We start from the raw sequence: 19,952 nt of genomic DNA, 5'->3' as shown, positions 1-19,952 counted from the left end.
CAATTCCGAGCTAGCCTCACCGTCCGCACCGGTTCTTGCAGCCGGGCAGGGAGAACGATCATGAACATGAAGATCCCGGCACTCCGCCGTGCGACGCTGGTGCTGGCGGTGTCGGCTTTCGCGCTCGCAGGATTTGCGCGCGCCGACGATCCGCCGCAGCCGCGCGCAGAGGTGGCGGCGGCAGCCGGACAGAAGGGCGGACGCGGCGGCGCACAAAGCGCGTCGCAGAATGCATCGTCATCCGCCGAGCCGCACCGTCTTCCGCCGGATTCAACCACGAAGCAGACGCTCGATCTTCCCGGCCGCACCCTCAATTTCGCGGCGACCGCCGGATCGATCCGCGTGTTCGAGGGCAAGGGCGAGCCGGTGGCCGATATCGCCTATACATCCTATGAACTCGACGGCGCCGATCGTGCGACGCGCCCGGTGACGTTCCTGTTCAACGGCGGGCCCGGAGCATCCTCGGCATGGCTCCAGTTCGGCGCGGCCGGGCCGTGGCGGTTGCCGCTCGATGGCGAAGCACTGTCGCCGTCCGCCTCGCCCGAGGTGAAGCCGAACGCGGAGACCTGGCTCGATTTCACCGATCTCGTCTTCATCGATCCCGTCAGCACCGGCTACAGCCGCTTTGTCGCGACCGGCGATGACGCGCGCAAATCGTTCTACTCCGTCGACGGCGACGTCAATTCGATCGCGTTGGTGATCCGCCGCTGGCTGGAGAAGCATGACCGGCTGACCTCGCCGAAATACGTCGCCGGCGAAAGCTATGGCGGCATTCGCGGGCCGAAGGTGGTGCGCCAGTTGCAGCTCCAGCACGGCGTCGGCGTCAGGGGATTGATCCTGGTGTCGCCGCTGCTGGACTTCCGCGAGTTCACAGGCACCAGCCTCCTGCAATATGTCGCGACGCTGCCGAGCTATGTCGCGGTGGCGCGCGAGGCGAAAGGCCCGGTCAAGCGTGCCGATCTCGCCGACGCCGAGGCTTACGCACGCGGCGAATTCCTGGCCGACCTCGTCAAGGGCGAGGCGGACAGGGAGGCGACCAATCGTCTTGCCGATAAGGTCGCCGAACTCACCGGCATCGACCAGGCGGTCAGCCGCCGGCTCGCCGGCCGCTTCGATGTCGGCGAATTCCGCCGCGAGTTCGACCGCAAGAACGGCAAGGTCACAGGGCGCTACGATGCCTCGGTGCGCGGCTTCGATCCCTATCCGGATTCGAGCAGCTCGCGGTTCGGTGATCCCTCCGGCGATGCGCTGCAGGCGCCGCTGACGAGCGCCGCGGTTGAGCTGCTGACACGCAAGCTCAATTGGCGGCCCGATGGCTCCTACGAGGTGTTGAACGGCGCCGTCGAGGGTCACTGGGATTTCGGGCGCGGCATCAACCCGCCGCAGTCCGTCTCCGAGCTGCGCCAGATCCTCGCCACGGATGCGAAGCTGAACGTGCTGGTCGCGCACGGCCTGTTCGATCTCGCCACGCCCTATTTCGGCTCCAAGCGCGTGCTCGACCAGTTGCCGGCCTTCGCAACACAGCGAGTCAAGTTCGTCGTCTATCCCGGCGGCCACATGTTCTATTCGCGCGACGGCTCGCGCCAAGCCCTTCGGAGCGAGGTCGAGACTCTCATTCGGGAGTAGGCCGTCGCTTGCGCGGCTTGTATCTCCGCGCGATCTCGCGCGCCACGACGGCCGCAGGCTTGACGTTGGCGCCCGCGATCCAGACGTCGCTGATCCTGCCGCGCTTGTCGCGGACGCGGCGCACCGGCTCGCCGTGGCTGGAGTAGCCGGCGGCCCAGGCGAGCTTGCCGGTGTCGCGGCCGGTGACCTCGATCTCGGCGGCGTCCATGAACGGGTTGTTGAACTGGGGATTGGCGACCAGCACGCGGTTGCCGACCGGCACGAGGTCGTTCGCGCCCCAGATCGTCCACCAGCGGCCAGTCCAGTCGCGCACGCGGCGGTCGGGTGCACCACGGGACTGAAAGACGCGCAGGATCTGCATCGCGCCGTCCATCCAGAACGGTGCCGCGCCGTCGATGGAGTTGCTGAGGATGCTGATCGCGAGCTCGCAAGCGGGGATGGAGCAGGTCCGGGAGATGTAACCTTGAAAGCCGCCGCCATGGCCGAACCAATCCCAGCCGTCGGTTTTGCCGGCGTTGACGCCGAGGCCGTAATAGGCCTCGAAGCTTTGCGGCACGCGCCAATGGTTTCGCGTCATCTCGCGGCGGCTCGCGACCGATAGCACGCTCTTCTTCGCATTGGGCGCGAGCTGCGCGTAGAAGCGGGCGGTATCGGCGGCGGTCGCGATGAAGCCGGCGGCGGAGGCCATCGCGTGCGCGGGATTGTCGCCGGGGATCACGCATCGCTCCCCGTACGGCAGCTTGCGGGTGTGGCCGCGCGCGAACGACGCGCCCTTAGGAAGCGGTGCATCCGGCTCGGTCTCGCGCAGGCCCGCGGGTTCGATGATCTCGCGCTTGATCCAGACCGGGTAGGGCTCCTTCGTCACGGCCTCAATGACGAGACCGATCAGCCCAAAGCCGTGATTGGAATATTTGAAGCGTGTGCCCGGCTCGATTGCGGTCGGCAGCTTCAATTCCGCGAGCAGCTCCTTGGCGCTCAGATATGGACGGCTGTCGATGAACTGGCCGGAATCGGCGCCGTCGCGCGTCAGTCCCGCGCTGTGCGAGAGCACTTGCGCGATCGTCGTTTCGGCGACGCGCGGATGCAGGCCGGCGACATATTGGCCAACGGAATCGTCGAGCCGGAGCTTGCGTTGCTCGCGCAGCTTCATGATGCCGGCCGAGGTGAAGCTCTTCGAGTGCGAGGCAATGCGGAAGCGGTGGCGTGGGGTGAGCTTCTCGCCGGTGTCGAGATTGGCGAGGCCGAACGCATGCTCGGCAACGACCTCGCCGCGATGGACGAAGGCGACCATGACGCCCGGCTGCTGGATTGTGGTGTGCTGGAATTCGATCCAGGAGCCGATGTAGTCGATCGCGGATCGCAGCCACTTGTCCATTGCGCACCGATTTGCGAGGGAAGGATTGGTGGGCAAGCTAGCCGAGAACGCAGAACGGGCACAACCCTGCGGTTGTGCCCGTTCGCCTCATTCGAAAATGCGATGCGCTAATAGACGAGGGTCGCGCCGGTCGGCTTGTCCAGCGCGGCGGCGAGCGAGCGATATTCGGAGCTGTCGGTGCCGGCGAGCGAGGCGAGCTTGTTCAGGTGATACTGCGCCTGCTCGCGGTTGCCCTGCTCGAGCTGCCAGAGGCCATAGTACTGCCAGGTGCGAATGTGGTTCGGATCGTCCTTCAGCGCCAGCTCGTAATAGACCTTCGACGACTGGTAGTCGCCGAGCTTGCGATAGGAATAGCCGATCAGATTGGCGACGTCGGCGACGTCGTCGCGCTTGAGCGACTTCAGCTGGCCGATCGCGCCGGTGTAGTCGTGATTGTCATAGATCGTGGTGTAGGCAGTGCGATAGGCGGCGAGGAATTTCGGATCGCTGATGGAGGAGCTCTTCTTCTTGCCCTTTTTGGTCGAGGTGTCCGACGCCGGCGGAGAGGAGGGGGTGTCGCCACCTGCGGCATAGGCGCTGGTCAGAGCCGGCCCGGCCGCCAATGTCATGGCGACAAGTCCCGGCACAAGAAGCGTTGAGAGTTTGCGCATCGAAGTTCTCCGGTATGGAACGTGGCGATCCTACACGATTGCCCAAAGACCGGAACACCCATCAGGCAAAAACATTCCCAGCATCCCGGCCTATTCGTCCTGCGGCCGGATGACAAACTTGTCATCCAGATGAACGGAAGCCTGCTGCGGGCTTCAGATTGGGTTCAGTGCGTGCCCCCTAGGCTCCAACCTACGATCAAAGGGTTGGCGAGAGGGCGCCCGCCTCAAGATCCTTCCAAGAGGAGATCAACCATGTTGAAGACCATTTCCGCAGCCTTGCTCGCAGCTTCCGTAATCGCAGCCCCGGCCTTCGCAGCCGAGACCGGCAAGACCACGACGACCACGCCGGTGATCAAGGCGGACCAGAGCCAGACCAAAGCATCGACCACCGCCGCGAAACCCGACGCCGGCCTCAAGGCGGACGCCAAGACTTCGGACGCCAAGACTTCGGACGCCAAGACTTCGGACGCCAAGGCCGACGCCAAGGTGGATGCCAAGGTGGACTCGAAGTCGAAGGCGATGAATGCCAACGCCGCGGTCACACCCGACGAGCACAAGACCGTGCGCACGCATCGCCACCACCACAAGCATCTCTCAGCGAAGAAGTCGCTGAAGACGCAGCCGGACGTGACCAAGCCGGCGACGATGGACAAGCGCAGCTAACCACTGATCCTGCGCGGCGGCGTCCTAGCATTGCCCCCGCCGCCGCGTGAGGAATTCAGGCCGGCCTGTTCGTCACGCCTCGCGCGAAAGCTCGAGGTGCTGGCGGCGGGCCGGTACGACCATGATGAAGCCCGCGAGCAACCTCCCAGGTTTGGCGGCCGCAACCAAAACCTCGAAAACAACCCCATGCACAGTAGCCGATGCTAGATAAATCAATGGTTTGACGGATGGGCTCATCTGCGGATTTTACGAAGCCGTTTGACTTGTCGGGCAAAACACCTGTAGACAGGCATCATTGCAACCTTGGGGCTGGAACGTCTCCGAGACTGATCGAGCGGAGAGCGTAAGCGGTGCGGCGACTAGCGGAACGCGCAGTGAGCTTGGCGTTGATGCTGGCACTGCCGCTGGCGCTCACGGGATGTTTCGGCAGCGGCGGTGATCGTCCGGCTCTGATGGAGGGGACCCAGGCCGGAGGCCCACAACCGTTCCCGGATAATTTCCGCGGCGACACGCTGGCCTTGATGCGCAGCTATCTGAACAACCCCGTCGGCGTGCGTGACGCCAGTATGGCCGAGCCGGTGCAGCGCGAGGTCGGCGGCCGGCAGTTCTATGTCAGCTGCCTGCACTTCACCCCACGCGAGACCGACGGCACCTACAAGGCCATGAGAGAACGCGCCGTGATTTTCGTCAACGGCCGGGCGGACCGCGTCGTCGATCGCGCCAGCGAGCTGTGCGCGGGCGCGGTTTACGTACCCTTTCCGGAACTTGAAAAGATGACGCGGTAGCGCAAAGCCCACCTTCATCGCCGGGTGATAGAACAGAGCCCGCCGGAGTTGCGGGATCACATTTCGGCGAGCTTTGAACGGGGTGGTTTTGCGTTGCGACTAATCGGTACGGCAGGTTGCAGCCGACGGAAAAAAACCGTCGGCACCAGCCTGCGGGACGGAACAAAACGGCGTTGTTGCCGCTCCGTCACAGTCACGAACGATCAACGTTCCGGCATCGCCGCGAAGCAACCCAATTCACGCCACGTTGTTTCCTGAGTGTCGTAATTGAAAGAACGGGGATGATCATGAAGAGGATTTTGCTGGGTGCAGTTGCCCTGCTTGCGCTGGCCGCGCCGGCTGCCGCAGCCGACATGCAGGCGCGCACCTACACCAAGGCTCCGGCCTACACGCCGCCGCAGGTAATCTACAACTGGACCGGCTTCTACATCGGCGGCCATGTCGGCGGCGCCTTTGCCGGCGACAGCAGCTTCCAGTCGAGCGACGCGCGCTTCCTCGGCGGTGTCCAGGGCGGCTTCGACTACCAGTTCGCGCCCAATTGGGTCATGGGCGTCGAGGCCCAGTATTCCTGGCTGCCGACCAACAATAGCGGTGCCACGTTCCCGCTGGGCACGCAGGTGACCTCCAATACCGACCAGCTTGGCTCGGTAACCGGTCGCATCGGCTACACCTGGGGTCCGGCGCTGCTTTACGCCAAGGGCGGTTATGCCTGGCGCAACGGCGGCCTTGGCGTCAATATCGCCGGCGTCCCGCAGGCCTTCACCGCCACCGGCAACAGCAAAGACGGCTACACTGTCGGCGCTGGCCTCGAATACATGTTCGCGCCGAACTGGTCGGCCAAGGCCGAGTACCAGTATTACAACTTCGGCAGCACGACGATCACCTCCGGTCCGGTCGACGTTGTCGGCGTCCGCGGCCGGGAGGACGAGCATGCCGTCAAGGTCGGTGTGAACTACCGCTTTGGCTGGGGCGGTCCGGCAGCCTCGCGCTACTGACGCGCCACCAATGACCACGAACTGACAAAGGCCGGCTCTCGCCGGCCTTTCGTTTGCCCGGCCCTCGTTGGCGAGTTTTGTTTGCATTGCGTCAACCATCTGGCGCGTCATTTGCAAGCAAACGTTCCGGCGGGCGCTTTCTCACGCGCGTCATGGAGCTCGGGTAAAGCAAAAATAATTTTTGCCGCTTACGGAACTCGCGCGCCGGAACGCGTTATATGACGATTACCGGGCTGGTGGGACGACGGACATGCGTATCTTGGTGTCGGCAGTGGTGCTCTCGTGCTTCGTCGGTTTGCCGTGCGCTGCCCAAACAATCCTCAAATCCGAGCCTCTGATGCTGGCACCCTATGAGGTGGCCTTCGTCAAGGATGACTCGTGCTCTTCCGGCAAGGTGCTGAAGGTCACCGGCGCGATCCGCGGGCTGCATCGCCGGAAGGCCTGCGTGGCTTTGGCTGGCGAGCAGGCCTCGCTCGCGACCGCAACGCCCTGAGATTTTCCTGAGCTCTGGCTTCCCGGCTTCGAGCTGTCCTCAGGAATTGAGCTCAAGCTCCATCCTGGCCTGGCGATCGGCCTCGGCTTTGTTCCGGGCCGGGTCCTCACCCTGTGCGGCCCGGCACGGCTTGATCTCATAATCGTTGTCGAGCACCCGGCGGGGCCCGGGACGGTTGTCATCCGCGGAGATGTCCACGACGAGGCCACTTCGCTGCGCGAGCCTCCAGACGTCGGCCTCGTCAGGATAGGCCTTGCTGATCTGGGCGTCGTTGCAGAACAGGGCGTAGGGCATTCTTCCCGCTCCCGGAAAGCGCATTAACGACTTTGCGGGGGAGGGGTTCCGTTCGTCGGTCGATCACGCGGCCGTGATCGAGGTCGCCGGGGCCTGAGTCCTTAACGAGTCCTGAATCCCGAAAAAAAGAATCCCCGGGACTCGTTTGGCGGAATCAGGGGATGTTTTCGGGCATGACGACCGACCTGAAAACCTCTTGCGGGCACATGCTGCTGCCCCTCACGCTGGCCCTTTTCGGCGCCTGCGTGGCCAATCTCTGGCTGGTGTGGTCCTGGCTGTAGCCCGCGACGGGAGGCCCCGGCTTTACTTGTCAGCCGGCGGACGGGGGGAGGCGTCGCCGATGGCGGCGCGCAGTTTGGTCAGGGTTGCCGCGCAATATTCCTCGCGCTCGCGCTCGAACCGCTCCTGATGCTTGCGGAAATTGGCGATGCGGGCCTGCATCTCGGTGCGGACGTCGTGGCTCGCCATCCGCGGCGGAGGCAGAGGTAAGGGCTGCGGCGGAGCGGCCTGAAGTGGCTCGGTCTCGACGACGGTGTTGGCGGGGACGATCTGCACCGACACGGCCACTGCCGCCGTCGGGATCTCCGGTGGATGCAAGTCATCCTTTTTGCCGGTTACCGATTGGACGAAGGCCATTGTCTGCGCAATCAGCGCGTCGCGTTCCGCGATCCACTTCATGGTGCACCCCTGTTGGGGCTATTCCAGCAAAGCTGGCCAGCCGAATCAAGAAGGTGTTGGGCGGGGGATTGCATATTTTTCCCGACCGCCCGACAGTGGGGAATGGATGCCAAAGCAGACCATTCGACCGAAGCGGAGGGCCTGAGACTCGTCCGCGCGTTCCTGTCGCTGCCGCCCGACAAACGGGCGGAGGTGATCGCGATCGTTGAGGAGTTGGCCCGCGCCAAACGCCGTCCCGAGGAGGGCGCCGACGTCTCGCCGGTGTGAGCGCTAGCGCTCCCGCGGATTGAGGTTGGGCTCGAACGGGGCCCCGACCACCCGAACTGGCGTCGGAGCGATCATGCCGATCGCCGACGCTTCTGCCTGCTGCTTTGCCGGAGCCGGTTCGAACAGCGCAATTGCTCCAGCCAGTGCGCTACAGCACAGCGTAACGGTCGCCAGCAGAAATATGTTTCGGTTTTCTTCCCTGATCCGCATGGACCGACAACGACTGACGCCGGCGACCGATTCCGGTTTCCCACGCCAGGCTCGCACCCCGAATAGTCCGAAGCTTACGCGAAGCTTACGGCGAAAGCCTAAATAGTTAGTTTTCCGTAAGACTACACGGGATGTTTGGCATCAAATCTTAACGTCAGCTGGTTCCAATGCACGGTGCTGGGAATATGCGCCGGCGGAAATCACTGGGGCGGCTGCAATGAGCGTTTTGAACAATCTGAAGATCGTGTGGAAGGTCGCGCTGATCGTGGCCGTGATGGGCTTTGCCATGGTCGCCGTCGCGGGCTTCGGCACGCGCGAACTCTCGGCGACTGTCGACGGCTTCGCCGAGCTTTCCGCCGCGCAATCCTCAGCGCTCAACTTGACGCGAGCCCAGCGCCGCGCCGAGACCTATCATGCCGCGCTCTATGCGGTCTTCACCGAGGCGACGGAGGCGGGCAACGCCAACCGCCTCAAGGCCGCGACCCAGAACCGCGATGAAATCCGCCAATACCTCGACGCAGCCGAGCAGGACGATCCCGCGCGCGCGAGCCAGATCAAGAGCATCGGCGACCAGCTGAAAGCCGTATTCGCCGGCTGCGATCCGGTGCTGAAGGCAGGCTCGCTCGCAAGCAGCCCGGAAGAGAACGCGAAGGCATCCGAACGCGCGCACAAGGAGTGCGACCCGGTGATGGATGCGGCCCTGGGGCGCATTGCCCAGTTCGTGGGCGAGACCGCACAGGCGGTTGCCAAGCGCAAGGACGCCATCAACCGCGACGCCAGATCCGCAACCTGGACCGTGATCGGCGTCAGCGCCGGCGGCCTGATCCTGGGTATCGCGATCGCGCTGTTCATCGGCCTCAACGCGATGTCCCGGCCGATTGCCCGCCTCAAGCTCGCCATGGAGGGCCTTGCCCGCAACGATCTCAAGACCGAAGTGCCCGAGAAGGACCGTCGCGACGAGATCGGCGACATGGCCAGGACGGTCGAAATCTTCAAGACCAACGGGATCGAGGTCGAGCGCCTCAAGGCTGCGCAGGTCGAAGTGGAGAAGCAGGCTGCCGATCAGCGCAAGCGCGACATGGTCAACCTTGCCGACGGCTTTGAGCGCGCGGTCGGCGAGATCATCGAGACGGTGGGCTCGGCGTCCACCGAGCTCGAAGCGTCGTCCTCGACGCTGGCCACCACCGCGCAACGTGCGCAGGAACTGACCTCCGTCGTCGCGGTCGCCTCGGGCGAAGCCACGGTCAACGTGCAGTCGGTTGCGACCGCCACGGAAGAACTGTCCTCTTCGGTTAACGAGATCAGCCGGCAGGTGCAGGAATCCGCGCGGATGGCGGGCGAGGCCGTCACCCAGGCCCGCACCACGACGGAGCGCGTCAGCGAGCTCTCGGTTGCGGCGACGCGCATCGGCGATGTCGTCGAACTGATCAACACCATTGCCGGCCAGACCAACCTCCTGGCGCTCAACGCCACGATCGAGGCGGCACGTGCCGGCGAGGCCGGCCGCGGCTTTGCCGTCGTCGCCGCCGAGGTGAAGACGCTGGCCGAGCAGACGGCGAAGGCGACCGGCGAGATCAGCCAGCAGATTTCCGGCATCCAGACCGCGACCCAGGAATCCGTCAACGCGATCCGTGACATCTCCGCGACGATCGAGCGGCTGTCGGAGGTGTCCTCGACCATCGCCGCGGCCGTCGAGGAGCAGGGCGCCGCAACCCAGGAGATTTCGCGCAACGTGCAGCAGGCCGCCCACGGCACCCAGAAGGTCTCCACCAACATCGCCGACGTGCAGCGCGGTGCGGCCGAGACCGGCTCGGCCTCCTCGCAGGTGCTTTCCACCGCCAAGATGCTGGCGACCGACAGCAACCGGCTGAAGGACCAAGTCGGGAAATTCCTCCACACGGTGCGCGCCGCTTGAGTCAGCGCGGCGGCTTTCGTCCGCCGCGCTACGCACTCATCGCGCCAGCAGAAATCCCATGGCGAATGCGAACAGCACGGCCGCCATGACGACGGCCGCCGCCGCGCCGGCGGCGATCCTGGCCTTCTCTTTGGCTGTGGTGGGGCGCATCGGGGCCGGACGCGACAGATGACGCAAGCAGGTTCGCTTGCGGACCATTTCGGACCGCTCGCTTTGTCTGTATAGTGCGGCTGCGCCGGAATTCACATCCCCTCCATGATCGCCAAGCGTCCACCCGTGCTCGCCCATGAGCGGTTCGCCGCCGACCGCGACAATTTCGCGGGACTCGATCTCGCTGCGCGGTTCGAGCGGATCGAGCAGACCAACCTGTGGGGCGCAGCCAGTTCGGTGTCGGGCCTCGGCTCCGAGGATCCCGCGACCGCCGCGATCCGCGAGGCGCTTCCTGCACTGCTGCAACGGCTCGGCGCGCACTCGCTGCTCGATGCGCCCTGCGGCGACGCGGGCTGGATCGGCCGCATCAAGCTGGATCTCGACTATACCGGCATCGACATCGTGCCGTCGCTGATCGCGGCCAACAGCGAGCGCGCGGCCCGGGGAGAACTCGTCGGCCGCTTCCGCGTTGCCGACATCACGCGCGATGCGCTGCCGAAGGCCGATGTCATTCTTTGCCGGGACTGTCTGGTCCATCTGAGTTTCGACAACATCTCTCGCGCCATGGCGAACTTTCGCGCCAGCGGCGCGCATTTCCTGCTGGTCACGACGTTTCCCGAATGGGACGGCAATCGCGATTGCGAGGACGGCGACTGGCGGGCGCTGAACATGGAGAAGGCGCCGTTCGACTGGCCGGCACCGCACGCGCTGATCAACGAGCGTTGCGAGGAAGGCAATGGCGGCTGGCGCGACAAGAGCCTCGGGCTGTGGGCGATGGATGAACTGCCGGATCGTGTCCTCACTGTCCCGGGGACGTGACGGACGCGGGCTGAACGTCCGTTGCGTCAGTGATTGCCGTCGCGCTATACTTTGGGTTGCATGATGCCGCGCATTGCGGTGACGATGCCGGAGCACGCCATGAGACCGAGTGTTGTCGTGGTCGCCATGCTGGTCTGGTGCTGCGCGCCCGCGCTGGCGCAGCAGGACGGCGCTGCGCTCTACGCAAGCCACTGCGCGCAATGTCACGATGGCGGTGATGGCCAGAGCCGTGTGCCAGGCCGCGGTGCCATGCAGGCGATGTCGTTCGATCATGTGCTGGGAACGCTGACTTCCGGCAGCATGGCGGCGATGGCGAAGGACCGCAGCGACTCGGAACGGCGCTCGATTGCTGCCTTCGTCACCGGCAAGGCCGCGGTGGGCGACAATGCAGTCGATGCGGAGGGACGCTGCACGCAGCAGGTCAACTTCTTTCCGCAACCGCTCGATGGTCCGCGCTGGAATGGGTGGGGTGTCGACGCTGGCAACAGCCGCTTCCAGCCGGCCGACATGGCCGGCCTGACCGCGGAAGAGGTGCCGCGCCTGCGGCTGAAATGGGCTTATGCCTTTCCCGGCGCCTCGGTGTCGTTTGCGCCGCCGACCATCGTGGGCGGTCTGCTGTTCATCGGCGGCACTGACCGCAAGGTGCACGCGCTCGATGCGCGAAGCGGCTGCACGCTGTGGACGCTGCCGACCGATGCCGCGGTGCGCGCGGCGATCAGCTTCGGGCCGCTTCCCGGCACCGATCAGTTCGCGATCTTCTTCGGTGACTTGCGCGCCAATGCCTATGCGGTGAACGCACTGACTGGCGCGCTGATCTGGAAGACGAAGATCGAGGAGCATCCGGCAGCGCGCATCACCGGAGCACCGACGCTGCATTCCGGCGTGCTCTATGTCCCGGTCTCCTCGCTGGAGGAGGCCGCCGGTTCGCAGGCCAGTTACGAATGCTGTACTTTCCGCGGCAGCGTGGTCGCGATCGAGGCAGTGACCGGCAAGCCGGTGTGGCAGGCCTACACGATCCCCGAGGTGCCGCACCCGACCGGCAAGAATGCAAGAGGCACGCAGCTGTTCGGCCCGTCCGGCGCGGCGGTGTGGTCGGCACCGACGATTGATCCGAAACGCAACGCCGTCTACGTCGCGACCAGCAATTCCTATTCGAATCCGCCGGCCGCAACCGCCGATGCGGTCCTCGCTTTCGAGCTTGCGACCGGTAAGCTGCTCTGGAAGCAGCAAGCGACCCCGAGCGACGCCTTCATCGTCGCGTGCTTCGGCGCGGACAAGACCAATTGTCCTGAAGATCACGGGCCTGACCACGATTTTGGCCAGTCGCCGATCCTCGTGACCTTGCGTGACGGCAGGCGCGTTCTCGCCATCGCGCAGAAGTCCGGCGTCGTGCACGCGCTCGATCCTGATGATGGCGGCAAAATCCTGTGGCAGACGCGGATCGGGAAGGGCGGTGCGCTCGGCGGCAGCGAGTGGGGCTCGGCCGCCGACCAGGATCGCATCTATGTCGCGAACTCCGACGTGCGGTTCCTGCGCGATGGTACGCGGCGGCTCGATTCCACCCAGGGCGGTGGCCTGTTCGGCCTCGACCTCGCCAGTGGAAAAATTGCGATGGAAGTATCTCCTGTCGCCTGTGGCGATCGCCTCCAATGCAGCCCTGCGCTCTCGGCTGCCGTGAGCCTGATCCCCGGCGTCGTGTTTTCCGGCGGCGTCAGCGGCTTCCTGCGCGCCTACGCGACAGCCGATGGAAAGCTGTTGTGGGAATACGACACGGCGCGAGACTATACGACGGTGAACGGCGCCCCTGCGCATGGCGGCGCGATCGACGGCCCCGGGCCGATCATCGCTGGCGGCATGCTCTACACCAATTCCGGCTACGGACAATGGGGCGGGGTCGCCGGCAACGCACTGCTGGCGTTCGAGGTTGCGAAGGAGTGAGGGTCCGTCCTGGATCGCCCTGCGCTCCAGCCGAGCGACAGAACCCGTCAGCCAACTGAGAGGAAGGAGTTTCGATGATCGGCGCGAGATGTCGTTGCGGCGCGCTCACACTGTCGCTTCCGGGACCGTCCGGCCTCGTCGTCGCCTGCCACTGCATTGACTGCCAGCGTCGAACCGGCGCGCCGTTCGGAGTCGGTGCGTTCTATCCGGCGGAGGGCGTTGCGATCTCGGGGGCGTCGAAGGAGTACGTCCGGACAGCCGCAAGCGGCGGCCAGGTCCGTAGCTATTTTTGCCTCGAGTGCGGTTCGACGGTCTATTGGAAGGCGGACAATCTGCCTGCGATGATCGGCGTTGCCGTCGGCGCGATCGCGGCTCCGAACTACCCGGCCCCCATCCGATCGGTTTTCGAGCAGTCGAAACATGCCTGGGTGGAGATATCAGGTGCTGAGCACTTCCACCAAGGCAGCGCGCCGAAGCATTCGAAGTGAGAGTTGCGCGTCAAATTTTGCGCCAATGCTTCGCGGCGGGATGAATTAACGCCGTTCCCGTTCGGTTCCCGCCGAGAGGCGTTGGAATTTGCGGCAGCCCCTCTGCTTCGCGTGAGACAATAGCTAGCGGTCCGGATTGGAACGAACGTCACAAAAACTCGTTTGCCGACCGGAGCTAACGATGAATAACGCGAAAATTTTCGAACCTTTCTTGAAGCGGTTGCGGGTCAGCACCGAAATTGATGAAGAGGACGAGGTCGCTATCCGTGATCTGCCAATCACGGTGAAGCGGATGGCTGGCGGTCAGCCGGTCGTTTCTCTCGGAGATCGACCTTCGGCATGCTGCCTTGTCGTTGATGGCTTCATCCTGAGATCCAAGATCGTCGGCAATGGCCACCGCCAAATCATGGCCTTTCACCAACCCGGCGACATTCCCGATCTGCAGGGTCTCTTTCTCCATGTGATGGACCATGACGTCAGCACCCTTGGCGATAGCGTTCTCGGCTTCATTCCGCATGCAGCGGTGCGTTCGCTGATAAGAAAGCGGCCCAACGTGGCTCAAGCGCTTTGGCGCGATACACTGACTGACGCCGCGATTTTCCGGGAGTGGATTTGCAACGTCGGTCAACGCGAAGCCACAAGCCGCGTGGCGCACCTCGTGCTTGAGCTTTACACCAGATTGAAAGCGATCGGCCGAGCGGACGGCCTGTCCTTCGATTTTCCGGCCTCGCAGGCACTCCTCGCCGACGCCGTTGGCACGAGTGTGGTTCACATGAATCGGGTCGTTCAGCAGCTGCGTGCTCAGCGCGTGTTGGACTTGGAGCGGGGACGAATATCGATCCTTGATGAAGCCAGGCTGCGCGAAATAGCAGACTTCGATGTGCTTTACCTTCATCTCAATCCTTCGCTGTGAGCCATGAAGTTTTACTTCGACATCAAGGACGACTTCTTTGCTGCGGTCGACGAGGATGGGATGGATTTGCCCGGCCCGGAAGCCGCCGAAAAAGAGGCGATCGCTATGGCGACCTCGATTGCCAGAGACGTCGCGTCGGCAAAGGGGACGCAGGTCCTTATTACAGTCAGGAACGAGAAGCACCCGCTGCTCGAGTTGAGTGTGACAGTCGCTCGGAAAGCTCTGACGTGATTGCGTCGGAAATCGATTCTAGGCGTCGTTAACCCCTACGGACGTTCAAGAGACCCTTGGGCCGCTGCTAACGATGAAATGGCTGAAGGACGAGCATGGGTCTGCCACGAGCGCAAAGGTGATGGGCTTGGTTATTTTAGATGTTCCTGTTTGTGAGTGACAGGACCATCGTGATTCAAACAATCGTATACCGCGCCTGATTTGCGGGGCGTTGCAGTTTAAGTGGGCTCATTGCAACGAAGTTCTTGCGTGCGGTTGCTCACAGATGGCGCGATGGCCGTATGGCACTGATGTCCAACTCTCAAAAGGGGACCGGTAATGAGCCGCGACTGGACCATTCGGTGGAAGGGCCTGATCTTTGCTGGCCACGGCGTGATGCTTGCACTCGTCGTGAACAAATTTGTTTTCGACGGACCAGGTTGGAGCAAGTTCCCCGTGATGCTCTTCCTGGCGGTAGTCTTTGGCGTGATCGGCCATCGCATTGGACGAAAGCAAATGCGCGACAACGTTTGACGTATACGACTTCTGGACCCAAGCTTCACGGTGAGGACAGTTGTAATGCACCACGGCTGCCCCGTCGTTGAAGCTGGTGCATCGACAAATAACCGAAAGTTTCGACTACCCTGGGTAGGGCCCGCTAAGTTGTCGATTCCGGCGGCGAATGGTGCCGGCTGAGGGGATTGAACCCCCGACCTTCGGTTTACAAAACCGCGTGTCTGTAAACAGGATATCTCTCGACGAACCAAGAATGGCAAAATTTGTTGACGGTATAGGAGGTTAAACGGACAGCCAAAGCGACCGCTTGTGGAATGGGCCTTGGACCTCCATATCGTTGTAGCCCCGTGTATCCCCAAAAGGCTAGGAAGATGGCGAACAGGCGCTACGCGTTGACCAAGGAGTTGCTGAGCGAGGCTAGTGCCAAGCGCGACGTGAGCGCCGAATGTCAGTTCGCCATCGATAATCCAAGGGGTCTAAGCATCCGTGTCAGGGGCGGAGAGGTTGCATACTATGTGCAGGCTCGCACGCGCGTCCCCGGCCAAAAATCCTCAGTTGTAAAGCGGCGGCTTGGGGCGGCAGGAGATTTCACCTTCGCCCAGGTAAAGAAGATCGCTACTGAAACGATTTTCGCGATCAAGAATGGGCGCGATCCGGATGCAGTCATTGAAACAAGGCTTATGGGTGGAGACGAGAAGTCCGTCGCTGTCGCAGTAGATCGCGCTGAAGCTTTGAAGGGCGAACTGTGGACGTTCGAGATGCTGATCACTCAGTATGCGCAACGTACGAAAAGCTCGAAAAATGGTGGTCGCAATGAAGCACCCAAGCTGCGACTTGCACCTTCGTCAATCACCGAGATTGAGACGCGATTGCGGGATCGGCCGGAGAACGCTGACCTCAAGAAGCGTTTCGTCAAGGAGCTTCGGCTTGAGGATCTTGAAGAGGTTCGCGACCTGATTGAGGCCAGTGGTTCAGGTCCTTCAGCTGCCGCAAAATATGCTGATCTTGCCAAGCGGGTTCTACGCTGGGGACTCAAGCAAAAGCGTCGCTTCACCGGTCTCGAACCGACTGCGACCTGGTGGGAGGCGTTATCCCACGAGTACGAGATGGAGGATCGCTCAGGGCGCTATCTCACCCCGGCGCAGATCGGGATGCTCATTGCCCTTCTGGAGGCCGTCAGGCCTTTGGGAGGCAATAACAACGACGCAGTGCTGGGGGCTCTGCAGGTTTCATGGATGATCCCTCAACGGAGCTCCGCGCTGGTGAATATGCTCGCCTTGCGCTCCGATCGCTGGGTTCCTGATCCCGCCCCGGAACGTGTCGGTTGGCGCGTCTATACCTGGAAACCGGACGAGGTGAAAAACAAGCGCGAAATCAAGCTGAGCGTTCCGCCTATCGCGATCGAGATCCTCGAAAGAGTTGCGCGGTACTCGAAACAACAGTTAGGCGCAGTATCGACCTGGGCGTTTCCGCAGGATCGCAACAAGTACCTTGTGCGCGCTCTCGCCGCTAAACAACGTAACGACAATCGCGTACCGGCCCACCTGGATAAGGCGATTACCCCTTCCTCCCTCAATCACGCGCTTGATGCCCTGGCAGGTCGCAAACCGGGATGGCCGGATCTGCTTACTGTTGTCGGGCTGCCGAACCGGATTGGCCCTCATGACGAGCGTCGGTCGGTCACGAGTTTCTTTGAGAATTTCGGGGAAGGTGCATATGCATCCGCGCTTCTGGATCATCGCGTGAGCGGCGCAGACAAAATGTCGCGCGAGGTCGCTGCCATTACCCAGACCGTCTACAGCGCCGCCGACCGCGTCGTGTTCAAGGCCGAAGGCATGCTGATGTGGATGGAAGCGGTGTTGCCGGCCTACGAAGCTGCAAAGAAGGACCCCCGCTTGGCGAAGGCAGTCGAAATGCGAAAGGCCGCGTTGGCGACGAGGTTACCGGACGAAAAGACGAGAGGGCGAGCCAAGGCGCGTTCCGCGAGGGCGCTTGCCTAAATCCTTCCGGTGTGGGTGTAGTCGCCAGGCGCGGGTGATCTTTCCATCCCTGATCCAGAAGTGGGCACCACATTTTCCGGGGCACCCACAAAAATGGATCTTTCAATTCATCTCGTTCAGTACCTTTGGACCTTGCCCATGCGCGGCGGCTTTACCGGGCCCGCTACTCCGTAAATGACCGTGATGCCCGAACCTCCACCCCATGTCGAAGTGGGACGAAGAGGGTCAGGCGCGGCGGCTCCGTTGAGATCATTCCAGTTATTAGCCGCCCAAACGTTGCCGGCCGCATCAATCGATACATCGGTCAGCATTTGGATGCTGCCGCCTCTGAAAACGTGGATGGCATCGCCAGTCTTCATACCCGCCGGATGACTCGTGGTGTTGTCACCCGCCATCAACACGACACCACGGCCCCAGAAATTGCCGATCCAGACGTCGTCGTTACCGTCAATATTCAAACCCCACGGCACACTGACTGCTTTGTTGCCGGTGAAGCCCATCGGAGCAGGCTGGGAGCCGTCGGGACGGATCATGTTGACGACGCCGGTGACCATCTTGGGGTTGGTCTCGAGGACCTTGAGCATGTGTCCCGCGGCGATCTTGAATTGCTCCATGATAGACGCGCCGTCGGGAATGACCGGCGGGGGGAAGTCGAGCGACATATTGCTGGCCACCCAAGCGTTCCCCTTACTGTCGAGCGCGAGAGCACGAACACCAATCCCGGCGCGGAATGTTTCCGTTTTAGAGGGATCACCGGCGTCAAACCGGACGACGGTGTCCGACTGAGAGTTGCTGACCCAAACCCGATTTTGGCCATCGACGACGATGTCGAAGGGAGACTTCAGACCGGCGACTTTGACGATCCGGCCGTCCTTCACCCGCCCACCAGGAAAGTGCAGCAACTGATTGTCGGAGCCATCTGCAATCCAGACATCACCGCCTGCCGAGACGCCGATGCCCATGAGGCCAAGAAATTTCTCCTTGAAAGGAAAGTCGCTCTCCATGGCGCTGGGGCGACCGTCGAGATCCATCACGAAAATCTTTCCGTTAAAACTCGTGGTCCAAACCCTATCCTGCGTCACAGCGGTGCCCCAGCCGACTCCATCAATACCCATCCCGGTGAAGCCCGTGATTGGTGGCGAGAGCGCGGTTCCGGCGGGCGAGAGTTTGGCCACACCGCCGCCGGTACTTTGATTGACGCCAGACTGCGAACCGGCCATCCAATTTTGTCCACTCCAAAGATTGCCCTCGGGGTCGAACATCAGACGACCGGCCGAGTAAACCCCGCCGCCTGCGAAGCAAAGCGAGAGAGCGAAGTCATCGGGGACGTAAGCCAAGTACGGCACGAACGGCGCCTTGCGTCGGGCGCCGTCCTTGGGTTGCGGGTAGGCTTCATCGAACAACGCGTAAAGTGTCTTTGGGTCTGCCCAGGGCTTGCGGGCGATGCTTACCATCGCTTCGAGCGTGGTCTTCGGCGTCACGCCGCTGCTGGTGGTGGCGGCCTTGAGGAAGCGGGCTCGCCAATCATCATTACCTGCGGTCGCAAACGCCGCAATCAGCGAGCCTAGAGTGTTTAGGCTTGCAAGTGTGGTGGTTTGCGTGCTGTTGAGCGGATCAAGGAGCACCTTGCCCCATGCCCCGGTGGTCGGATCAACCAAGTTTGGAGCATTTCCAGCGGCGATGCGTAAACCGAGTGGATTGCCAGAAATGGAGTCGCCCTTGATAAATTGGGCGGCAGTAAACGCCGACGCGACGGTAGTCATCTCGTTGATGACGACCTGCGCGGGAGGATTGTTGCCCAGCACACTCAACAGAGTGGTCGCCGGATTGTCGCCGCTGCCGGTTTTAGTACCTGCGCCACCTTTAGCAATCACATACAGGACTACGTCCTTGCCGGGTGTTTCGTCAGTTCGAAGCTCAAATCGGCCGTCACTGTCCGATCTTGCCTGAGCCAACTGCTTGGGTTCGCCCGCACTCGCACCCCACAGGGTGATGGTCGAGCTTACGAACGGTCCACCGCCGGCCTGGACCTGGCCCGCGACGCGCACCGAAGCGGCAGCAGTCTCGCAGGCACATGCGAGTGCGAAGGTCAGGATCGCCAGAACCAAGGGCACTTTGGCAAATTTGATCACCGGAGGCTCCCCTTTTCCAAAGTTGCTCAACGCAGTCACCGGCAATGAGCGGGGTGTATATTCGAGCTTGTTATTGTCTCTTGCCAGGCCTCTTGTTCGATAATGCCTCTCGGTAATCGCGACTATGCGAAAACGGCCAAACGTAATTCCTGGTATCGAATTCGCGGCCGCGGCGAGCCAATCTGCGGTTGCTAGGATTTTTCCCACGGCCGAATTTGAGTAGTCATTTCAACACTGCTCGAAGGGTGAACGCATCCCATTCACTCTGGGGGCGAGTGCGAAGCATTATCTAGCGGAGATGAAAGTGCCTTGGAGCAAAGTCTTCGCCTTCGAAGATCCGCACCTCTACCAGCCGCGATCCGGGCTGGAGACTGGAAAAGGTTTCCCACGAAAGAGGACAATTCCGCGCCGAATTGACTCAAATGGTGATGAACAAATTGTGGATGCGGCGCTTTAGCGAGGAGTTGCCGCGCGTCCACAAAGGAGCAATCAACTCCGGCCGCAAGGTAATTACCTTTCCTACGGAACGTCAGCCGGAGGTGTACAATCGTGGAAGGCTGCTGTCGTTTAGTTAAATGCAGGCATGCTGCTGTGGATGGAAGCGATGTTGCCGGCCTACGATGCTGCAAAGAAGGACCTACGCCTGGCGAGGGCGGATGAATTGCGAGAGGCACCTTGGAAAATGGTGTGGCAGATGAGAAGACGAACGGGCGAAAGGCGCGTTCGGCGACGCGGTTGCCTCGGCTTAGGCTACCGAGGTCATGATCCAGAGGCGGCGGCCCCCTCGATAATGATCCCGTCTTTTGGTTGGCGGACGCCGCGCGGAAGCGCTCGC

Annotated in this window: 20 protein-coding genes; 14 read left to right on the top strand and 6 right to left on the bottom strand. The window is 62.4% G+C overall.

The window, feature by feature from the left end; translation table 11 throughout:
* Positions 1-60: 60 nt before the first annotated feature.
* Entirely contained in the window at positions 61-1,626 is a 1,566-nt protein-coding gene (locus GWG67_RS06915; RefSeq protein ID WP_275168362.1) for a S10 family peptidase, read from the top strand.
* Here the strand turns inward: GWG67_RS06915 and GWG67_RS06910 are convergent.
* Both GWG67_RS06910 and GWG67_RS06905 read right to left on the bottom strand, forming a co-directional pair.
* Positions 1,613-3,001: a serine hydrolase gene (locus tag GWG67_RS06910; RefSeq protein ID WP_275168361.1), complete on the bottom strand. Its 1,389-nt coding sequence runs from the start codon at positions 2,999-3,001 to the stop codon at positions 1,613-1,615. The two genes, GWG67_RS06915 and GWG67_RS06910, sit on opposite strands and share 14 nt — an antisense overlap.
* Before the next feature lie 107 nt (positions 3,002-3,108).
* Positions 3,109-3,651 (bottom strand): lipopolysaccharide assembly protein LapB, encoded by a 543-nt coding sequence (locus GWG67_RS06905; RefSeq protein WP_275168360.1) that lies wholly within the window; start codon positions 3,649-3,651, stop codon positions 3,109-3,111.
* A gap of 252 nt (positions 3,652-3,903) precedes the next feature.
* Here GWG67_RS06905 and GWG67_RS06900 point away from each other — a divergent pair, with 252 nt between their 5' ends.
* The 4 genes from GWG67_RS06900 to GWG67_RS38930 all read left to right on the top strand — a co-directional run bounded on the left by GWG67_RS06900 (position 3,904) and on the right by GWG67_RS38930 (position 6,587).
* On the top strand, positions 3,904-4,314 hold the full coding sequence (locus tag GWG67_RS06900; protein WP_275168359.1) for a His-rich protein BRANT: 411 nt from the start codon (positions 3,904-3,906) through the stop codon (positions 4,312-4,314).
* A 389-nt stretch (positions 4,315-4,703) separates the two neighbouring features.
* Complete coding sequence (locus tag GWG67_RS06895; protein ID WP_275168414.1) at positions 4,704-5,099, top strand: hypothetical protein; 396 nt, start codon at positions 4,704-4,706, stop codon at positions 5,097-5,099.
* A 287-nt stretch (positions 5,100-5,386) separates the two neighbouring features.
* A complete protein-coding gene (locus GWG67_RS06890) occupies positions 5,387-6,094 on the top strand; it encodes an outer membrane protein (RefSeq protein ID WP_275168358.1) in 708 nt (235 codons plus the stop codon).
* Positions 6,095-6,344: 250 nt separating this feature from the next.
* Positions 6,345-6,587, top strand: a complete 243-nt coding sequence (locus GWG67_RS38930; protein ID WP_342761025.1) for a hypothetical protein — start codon at positions 6,345-6,347, stop codon at positions 6,585-6,587.
* Between the two features lie 39 nt (positions 6,588-6,626).
* On the opposite strand, the gene GWG67_RS06880 is transcribed toward GWG67_RS38930, so the two are convergent.
* Positions 6,627-6,881: a hypothetical protein gene (locus GWG67_RS06880; RefSeq protein ID WP_275168356.1), complete on the bottom strand. Its 255-nt coding sequence runs from the start codon at positions 6,879-6,881 to the stop codon at positions 6,627-6,629.
* A gap of 303 nt (positions 6,882-7,184) precedes the next feature.
* Positions 7,185-7,559 carry a hypothetical protein gene (locus GWG67_RS06875; protein WP_275168355.1) on the bottom strand — a complete coding sequence of 125 codons (375 nt, stop codon included), beginning with the start codon at positions 7,557-7,559 and terminating at the stop codon, positions 7,185-7,187.
* A gap of 102 nt (positions 7,560-7,661) precedes the next feature.
* Between GWG67_RS06875 and GWG67_RS06870 the strand changes: the two genes are divergently transcribed.
* Together GWG67_RS06870 and GWG67_RS06860 are read left to right on the top strand one after the other, a co-directional pair.
* Entirely contained in the window at positions 7,662-7,826 is a 165-nt protein-coding gene (locus tag GWG67_RS06870) for a hypothetical protein (protein WP_275168354.1), read from the top strand.
* 427 nt (positions 7,827-8,253) lie between these two features.
* Positions 8,254-9,951, top strand: a complete 1,698-nt coding sequence (locus GWG67_RS06860) for a methyl-accepting chemotaxis protein (protein WP_275168352.1) — start codon at positions 8,254-8,256, stop codon at positions 9,949-9,951.
* A 36-nt stretch (positions 9,952-9,987) separates the two neighbouring features.
* Here the strand turns inward: GWG67_RS06860 and GWG67_RS06855 are convergent, their stop codons facing one another.
* On the bottom strand, positions 9,988-10,149 hold the full coding sequence (locus tag GWG67_RS06855; protein WP_275168351.1) for a hypothetical protein: 162 nt from the start codon (positions 10,147-10,149) through the stop codon (positions 9,988-9,990).
* A 57-nt stretch (positions 10,150-10,206) separates the two neighbouring features.
* Here GWG67_RS06855 and GWG67_RS06850 point away from each other — a divergent pair, with 57 nt between their 5' ends.
* The 7 genes from GWG67_RS06850 to GWG67_RS06820 all read left to right on the top strand — a co-directional run bounded on the left by GWG67_RS06850 (position 10,207) and on the right by GWG67_RS06820 (position 16,985).
* A complete protein-coding gene (locus GWG67_RS06850; protein WP_275168350.1) occupies positions 10,207-10,920 on the top strand; it encodes a class I SAM-dependent methyltransferase in 714 nt (237 codons plus the stop codon).
* Positions 10,921-11,019: 99 nt separating this feature from the next.
* The gene (locus tag GWG67_RS06845; RefSeq protein WP_275168349.1) at positions 11,020-12,858 is read left to right on the top strand and encodes a PQQ-binding-like beta-propeller repeat protein; all 1,839 of its coding nucleotides are present in this window, start codon (positions 11,020-11,022) and stop codon (positions 12,856-12,858) included.
* A gap of 74 nt (positions 12,859-12,932) precedes the next feature.
* A complete protein-coding gene (locus GWG67_RS06840) occupies positions 12,933-13,346 on the top strand; it encodes a GFA family protein (RefSeq protein ID WP_275168348.1) in 414 nt (137 codons plus the stop codon).
* Between the two features lie 181 nt (positions 13,347-13,527).
* Complete coding sequence (locus GWG67_RS06835; protein ID WP_275168347.1) at positions 13,528-14,259, top strand: Crp/Fnr family transcriptional regulator; 732 nt, start codon at positions 13,528-13,530, stop codon at positions 14,257-14,259.
* A gap of 3 nt (positions 14,260-14,262) precedes the next feature.
* Positions 14,263-14,490, top strand: a complete 228-nt coding sequence (locus GWG67_RS06830) for a hypothetical protein (RefSeq protein ID WP_275168346.1) — start codon at positions 14,263-14,265, stop codon at positions 14,488-14,490.
* Between the two features lie 318 nt (positions 14,491-14,808).
* A complete protein-coding gene (locus GWG67_RS06825; RefSeq protein ID WP_275168345.1) occupies positions 14,809-15,003 on the top strand; it encodes a hypothetical protein in 195 nt (64 codons plus the stop codon).
* Between the two features lie 353 nt (positions 15,004-15,356).
* Positions 15,357-16,985, top strand: coding sequence for a hypothetical protein (locus tag GWG67_RS06820; RefSeq protein ID WP_275168344.1), 1,629 nt, complete (start codon positions 15,357-15,359; stop codon positions 16,983-16,985).
* Positions 16,986-17,101: 116 nt separating this feature from the next.
* On the opposite strand, the gene GWG67_RS06815 is transcribed toward GWG67_RS06820, so the two are convergent.
* Entirely contained in the window at positions 17,102-19,117 is a 2,016-nt protein-coding gene (locus GWG67_RS06815; protein WP_275168343.1) for a hypothetical protein, read from the bottom strand.
* Positions 19,118-19,952: the final 835 nt, after the last annotated feature.

This window comes from Bradyrhizobium sp. CSS354 (genome assembly GCF_029051725.1).
GTDB lineage: Bacteria > Pseudomonadota > Alphaproteobacteria > Rhizobiales > Xanthobacteraceae > Bradyrhizobium.
Note: the sequence above shows the minus strand (reverse complement) of the source record. Positions and strands in the feature narration are given on the sequence as shown.

Excerpts from the sequence above, each read along its gene's own strand:
- GWG67_RS06915 (WP_275168362.1), top strand. The coding sequence starts at position 61 with ATGAACATGAAGATCCCGGCACTCCGCCGTGCGACGCTGGTGCTGGCG.
- GWG67_RS06910 (WP_275168361.1), bottom strand. The coding sequence starts at position 3,001 with ATGGACAAGTGGCTGCGATCCGCGATCGACTACATCGGCTCCTGGATC.
- GWG67_RS06905 (WP_275168360.1), bottom strand. The coding sequence starts at position 3,651 with ATGCGCAAACTCTCAACGCTTCTTGTGCCGGGACTTGTCGCCATGACA.
- GWG67_RS06900 (WP_275168359.1), top strand. The coding sequence starts at position 3,904 with ATGTTGAAGACCATTTCCGCAGCCTTGCTCGCAGCTTCCGTAATCGCA.
- GWG67_RS06895 (WP_275168414.1), top strand. The coding sequence starts at position 4,704 with ATGCTGGCACTGCCGCTGGCGCTCACGGGATGTTTCGGCAGCGGCGGT.
- GWG67_RS06890 (WP_275168358.1), top strand. The coding sequence starts at position 5,387 with ATGAAGAGGATTTTGCTGGGTGCAGTTGCCCTGCTTGCGCTGGCCGCG.
- GWG67_RS38930 (WP_342761025.1), top strand. The coding sequence starts at position 6,345 with ATGCGTATCTTGGTGTCGGCAGTGGTGCTCTCGTGCTTCGTCGGTTTG.
- GWG67_RS06880 (WP_275168356.1), bottom strand. The coding sequence starts at position 6,881 with ATGCCCTACGCCCTGTTCTGCAACGACGCCCAGATCAGCAAGGCCTAT.
- GWG67_RS06875 (WP_275168355.1), bottom strand. The coding sequence starts at position 7,559 with ATGAAGTGGATCGCGGAACGCGACGCGCTGATTGCGCAGACAATGGCC.
- GWG67_RS06870 (WP_275168354.1), top strand. The coding sequence starts at position 7,662 with ATGGATGCCAAAGCAGACCATTCGACCGAAGCGGAGGGCCTGAGACTC.
- GWG67_RS06860 (WP_275168352.1), top strand. The coding sequence starts at position 8,254 with ATGAGCGTTTTGAACAATCTGAAGATCGTGTGGAAGGTCGCGCTGATC.
- GWG67_RS06855 (WP_275168351.1), bottom strand. The coding sequence starts at position 10,149 with ATGGTCCGCAAGCGAACCTGCTTGCGTCATCTGTCGCGTCCGGCCCCG.
- GWG67_RS06850 (WP_275168350.1), top strand. The coding sequence starts at position 10,207 with ATGATCGCCAAGCGTCCACCCGTGCTCGCCCATGAGCGGTTCGCCGCC.
- GWG67_RS06845 (WP_275168349.1), top strand. The coding sequence starts at position 11,020 with ATGAGACCGAGTGTTGTCGTGGTCGCCATGCTGGTCTGGTGCTGCGCG.
- GWG67_RS06840 (WP_275168348.1), top strand. The coding sequence starts at position 12,933 with ATGATCGGCGCGAGATGTCGTTGCGGCGCGCTCACACTGTCGCTTCCG.
- GWG67_RS06835 (WP_275168347.1), top strand. The coding sequence starts at position 13,528 with ATGAATAACGCGAAAATTTTCGAACCTTTCTTGAAGCGGTTGCGGGTC.
- GWG67_RS06830 (WP_275168346.1), top strand. The coding sequence starts at position 14,263 with ATGAAGTTTTACTTCGACATCAAGGACGACTTCTTTGCTGCGGTCGAC.
- GWG67_RS06825 (WP_275168345.1), top strand. The coding sequence starts at position 14,809 with ATGAGCCGCGACTGGACCATTCGGTGGAAGGGCCTGATCTTTGCTGGC.
- GWG67_RS06820 (WP_275168344.1), top strand. The coding sequence starts at position 15,357 with ATGGCGAACAGGCGCTACGCGTTGACCAAGGAGTTGCTGAGCGAGGCT.